This is a genomic window from Streptomyces roseochromogenus subsp. oscitans DS 12.976 (assembly GCF_000497445.1).
In the GTDB taxonomy this organism is placed as follows: Bacteria; Actinomycetota; Actinomycetes; order Streptomycetales; family Streptomycetaceae; genus Streptomyces; species Streptomyces oscitans.
In genome coordinates this window covers 8683342-8688111 of sequence record NZ_CM002285.1, presented here as the reverse complement: position 1 = coordinate 8688111, position 4770 = coordinate 8683342, and the positions used below count along the sequence as shown (strand labels likewise).

The 4770-nt window shown below is 72.1% G+C and carries 5 protein-coding genes; 1 reads left to right on the top strand and 4 read right to left on the bottom strand.

The genetic code is table 11. The features are described 5' to 3' along the window. The 3 genes from M878_RS87325 to M878_RS87315 all read right to left on the bottom strand — a co-directional run. On the bottom strand, positions 1 to 1399 hold a 1399-nt coding region (locus tag M878_RS87325; protein ID WP_023552972.1), incomplete at its 3' end, for a serine/threonine-protein kinase. A 101-nt stretch (positions 1400 to 1500) separates the two neighbouring features. Then, complete coding sequence (locus tag M878_RS87320) at positions 1501 to 2343, bottom strand: oxygenase MpaB family protein (protein ID WP_023552971.1); 843 nt, start codon at positions 2341 to 2343, stop codon at positions 1501 to 1503. A 9-nt stretch (positions 2344 to 2352) separates the two neighbouring features. Further along, positions 2353 to 3531, bottom strand: a complete 1179-nt coding sequence (locus tag M878_RS87315) for an acyl-CoA dehydrogenase family protein (protein ID WP_023552970.1) — start codon at positions 3529 to 3531, stop codon at positions 2353 to 2355. A 226-nt stretch (positions 3532 to 3757) separates the two neighbouring features. Between M878_RS87315 and M878_RS87310 the strand changes: the two genes are divergently transcribed. Further along, complete coding sequence (locus tag M878_RS87310) at positions 3758 to 4123, top strand: DUF6479 family protein (RefSeq protein WP_031226977.1); 366 nt, start codon at positions 3758 to 3760, stop codon at positions 4121 to 4123. A 64-nt stretch (positions 4124 to 4187) separates the two neighbouring features. Here the strand turns inward: M878_RS87310 and M878_RS87305 are convergent, their stop codons facing one another. Further along, the gene (locus tag M878_RS87305; RefSeq protein WP_023552968.1) at positions 4188 to 4643 is read right to left on the bottom strand and encodes an RpiB/LacA/LacB family sugar-phosphate isomerase; all 456 of its coding nucleotides are present in this window, start codon (positions 4641 to 4643) and stop codon (positions 4188 to 4190) included. Positions 4644 to 4770 lie beyond the last annotated feature (127 nt).

Here is a 4770-nt window from a genome sequence, read left to right as displayed (position 1 = left end):
CCTGGCGGGCGGCGAGGGTGTCGGGATGGTCGGCGCCGAGCACGCGCGCTCTGGCCTCGGCGAGGCTCGTGTAGGCGGCCAGCGCCTCGGCGACGCGGCCGGCGCGGACGAGGGCGAAGGCGGTCTCGTAGCGGCTCGCCAGGGTCTCGGGATGGTCGGGGCCGAGCAGCGCGGCCCGCTCGGCGGCCACGGCCCGGTGCGCCTCGCCCGCCTCGGCCCACCGGCCGAGCCCGGCCAGCCTGACGCCCTCGCGGTGCCGGGCGGCGAGAGCCAAGCGCTCCGCAGGAAGTGCCGGTGCGGGCCGTGGAGCGTCTGCGGGTCCGTCGCAGCCGGTCGCGCCCCGAGGCGGAGCCGCATATCGATGGAGCCCCGCGCCCCTTGGGGGCGCTGCGAGCCACCGGCACGACAGTGCCGCCCCCGCGTCCGGGGGGAGCGCGCCCAGTCCGGCGGCGAGCGCCTTGTGGCCGGTGGTCATGTCGCGGGTCCAGGACGGCAGGTGGGTTCCGCCTCGCGCGTCCGGCATCTGAACGGCCTTGCTGGAGAAGGGCGTTGCGTGTCCTCGCCCGATCCGCCGGGCCAACACACCCGCGTCGCAGGGCCGTTCCCCGGGATCTTTGGCCAGCAGGCCGAGGATGATCTCGTCGAGGTGACGGGGCAGTTCCGGGCGTCGTTCACGAGGGGGCCGGGGCGGGGTGTCGCGGTGGCCGATGAGGACCGCCCAGGCGTCCTCCAGGTCGAACGGCGGTGCGCCGGTGGCGATTTCGTACAGCACGCAGCCCAGCGAGTACAGGTCGCTGCGCTGGTCGACTTCGCCGCCGACGATCTGTTCCGGGGACATGTAGTGCGGGGTGCCGAGGGCCACGCCGGTACCGGTCAGCCGGGTGGTGAAGCCGATGTCGTGGCCGAGGCGGGCTATGCCGAAGTCGCAGATCTTCACGGTGCCGTCGGCCGTCCGCAGGATGTTGGCCGGTTTCAAGTCGCGGTGGACCACGCCCTGTTGATGGGTGTAGGCGAGGGCGGCGGCGATCTGGGCGGCGATGTCCAGCACATCGTCGACGGGCAGCGGGTGTCCCTTGTTGTCCTCCAGCAGCCGGCTCAGGTCGCGGCCCTCCAGCAGCTCCATCACCAGGAAGAGGATCCCGTCGGACTCGCCGAAGTCGTGCACGACGGTCACGCCGCGGTGCGAGAGGGCGGCGGCCACCCGGGCCTCGCGGCGGAACCGCTCCCGCAGGACGCGGGTGAGGGACGGATCGCGGTACGGACCGAGCGGCTTGAGGCACTTCACCGCGACGTGCCGGCCCAGGGACTCGTCCCGGGCCCGCCAGACCTCGCCCATGCCGCCCCGCCCGAGCAGGTCGAGCAGCCGGTACCGGCCCTGAATCAGCCTGTTCTCCCCCATAGCGATCCGCCGCCCCCGTCGCCGTCCGCCCCGCCGCCGGGAGGCCGCCGCGGGCCCCCCGGCCGCAGCGCGTCCCACCCCTGCTTGCCCAGTATGGCGGCCTATCGTCCGACTTTGTACGGTGCCGGACGCGCCTGCGGGCCGAGCCTCGCCATGGCCCGCAGGATGTGTTTGGGCGGCAGCTGCCAGCGCACACGTGCGGGAACGCGGCGCAGAAGGGCGCCCGTGGCCCGCAGCCGACGGGTGACGACGGCGGGTGCGGGGGCCGGTCTGCCGTACAGCTCATGGGCGTACGGAGGCAGAGCGGCGTACGCCAACTGCGCCACGCGCCGCCACAGCACCTCGCGCGCCGGTATGAGGAGCAGATGCGTCGGCGGACGGAGCAGGAAGTCGTCGACGACGCGCGCCTCGCGTCCCGCTGTCAGCTCCGGCCGCACTTTCTCGAAATACGCGGCGAGTTGCGCCCGGCTCGCCGGTACGGCCTCCGGGTCGAGGCCCACCAGGCGTGCGCTGACCCGGTGTTCGGCGATGTACCGGTCGGCCTGGGCGTCGGTGAGCGGGAATCCGGAGCGGCGCAGCACATGCAGATAGGAGTCGATCTCCGCGCAGTGCACCCACAGCAGCAGCCCGGGTTCACCGACGCCGTACCGCTCACCCGTGTCCGGGTCGGTCGCCGTCAGCATGCTGTGGATCTTGCGCACACGGGCACCGGCCCGCTCGGCGGCCTCGCTGGTGCCGTACGTCGTCGTACCGACGAAGTCGGCCGTCCGCAGGAGCCGCCCCCAGGCGTCGCGCCGGAAGTCGGAGTTCTGCAGAACACCCCGGACCGCCCGCGGGTGCAGGGCCTGGAGGTAGAGCGCGCGGACACCGGCGACCCACATCATCGGGTCGCCGTGCATCTGCCAGGTCACGGAGTTCGGCGTGAAGAGCCCGGGGTCGCCCATGCCCGCAGGCTAACGCCGTACCCTCGGCATCCCCAGGCCGATCCAGGAGATGATCTCGCGCTGGATCTCGTTGTTGCCGCCGCCGAAGGTGAAGATGACGGCCGAGCGGTAGCCGCGTTCCAGTTCGCCGTGCAGGACGGCGCCCGCCGAGCCCTCCTTCAGCGGGCCCGCGGCCGCGACGATCTCCATGAGCCAGGCGTAGGCGTCGCGGCGGGCCTCGGAGCCGTAGACCTTGACGGCGGAGGCGTCCTGCGGGGTGAGCGTGCCGTTCTGGACGGCCGTGACCATCTGCCAGTTCATGAGCTTCATCGCGTCGAGCCGGGTGTGGGTACGGGCCAGCAGCCGGCGCACCCAGGGCAGGTCGGCGACCCGGCGGCCGTCGGCGAGCTTGGTCTCCCGCGCCCAGCGCTGCACGTCGTACAGGGCGCGGATGGCCATCGTCCCGTGCGCGGCGAGGGTGACGCGTTCGTGGTTGAGCTGGTTGGTGATCAGCCGCCAGCCCTGGTTCTCCTCGCCGACGCGCCGGGAGACGGGGACGCGGATGTTCTCGTAGTAGCTCGCGGTGGTGTCGTGCGAGGCGAGGGTGTTGATCAGCGTGCAGGAGTAGCCAGGGTCGGCGGTCGGCACCAGCAGCATGGTGATGCCCTTGTGCGGCGGGGCGGCGGGGTCGGTCCGGGTGGCCAGCCACACCCAGTCCGCGGTGTCGCCGTTGGTGGTCCAGATCTTCTGCCCGTTGACGACGTAGTTGTCGCCGTCGCGTACGGCCCTGGTCTTCAGGGCGGCCAGATCGGTGCCCGCGTCGGGCTCGCTGTAGCCGATGGCGAAGTCGATCTCGCCGGAGAGGATGCGCGGCAGGAAGTACGCCTTCTGCTCGTCGGTGCCGTAGCGCATGAGCGTCGGGCCGACCGTGTTCAGCGCCATCAGCGGGAGCGGTACTCCGGCCTGCGCGGCCTCGTCGAAGAAGATGAACTGCTCCATCGCCGTCATGCCGCGCCCGCCGTACTCCTCGGGCCAGCCGACGCCGAGCCAGCCGTCCGTGCCGAGCCGGCGGATGGTGTCGCGGTAGAACCGCTTCTGCGCGGCCGAGTCGGCGTACCGGGCGTAGTTGTTGTCCGGGACCAGCTGTGCGAAGTAGGCGCGCAGCTCGGCGCGCAGTCGCTGCTGCTCGGGCGTGTGGTCGAGATGCACGGCGCCTCCAGGCTCCCCAAGGGCGGTCCTGACGGCGCACACCGTAGAACGTGTTTCAGAAATAGGGAATGACGTACCCCGGGCGAATTCCGGAAGGGTGGGGCGGCAGGGCTGCCGCGCGGTCCGCGACGGAGCATCGTACGAGAGGTGCGCGGTAGCCGCACGTCGACCGCCCGTCACGCATAGTGTCCGGTTCGTCCAGTTCTGCGTGGGGTATTCCTGTCCTATGAGTACCGCATCGACGCAGCTGGCCGCAGCTAGCGGCCTGATGAGCCTCGTCTTGTTCGTCGTGGCCGTGGGTGTACTCGCGTTTCTCGCCGGCGGCTTCTGGTTGACCTCCCGTGTCAAGTACCGCGAATCCCCCCGACCGCGACCCGAGGAGCAGCCCCATCTGCCGCCGGAGGGTCCGGTGCGCGAAGTCCGGGAGAACAGGGAATCCCAGGAGGTTCCCGTGATCCCCAAGGGCGGCCGTCCGCTCACCCCGTACGAGCTGAGCAACCAGGACACCAGGCCGAGCGCGTCGAAGGAGCGGCCGCGCTGGAGCAGGGGGTCCAGCGGATCGTTCGGCGGCGGCGGACTCGGCGCCCACTGATCCTCGAGCCGATCCCGACCTCCGTCGATCGACATCCCCGGCCCGCGTGGGCCGCCTTACGCCCCTAGGAGTCCTTCCGGACGGCGTCGAGGCGATCTACGCGGGCCACGTTCTGCCGGTCCTCGGGATCCTGGCTGGGTTCGCCCGTGAACCAGGCGTCCAGGATCTCCTTCAGCAGCGGTTCTGAGGTCAGGCGCAGGCTCAGCGCGAGCACGTTGGCGTCGTTCCAGCGGCGCGCGCCGTCCGCCGTGACGGCGTCCGTGCACAGCGCCGCGCGTACGCCGGGCACCTTGTTGGCCGCGATGGAGGCACCGGTGCCGGTCCAGCAGCACACCACGGCCTGATCGGCGGCGCCGTCGGCCACGTCCCGGGCGGCCGCCTCCGAGCAGGCGGCCCACTGCGCGTCGGCGCCGGGGCGCAGGGCGCCGTGCGTGCGTACCTCGTGGCCACGGCGCCGCAGCTCGGCGAGGAGGAGACGGGCCACAGGTTCGTCCATGTCGGAGGAGACGGAGATCCGCATGACGGTGAGCGTAGTGGCTTCGGCGCGGGGCCGGGTGCGGGCTATCCGGAGCCGGTGGCGCGCGGGGCATCCGTGCCGGAATCGGCGGGCGGGGAAGAGCCGGCCACCGCTCGGTGGACGTGTTCGA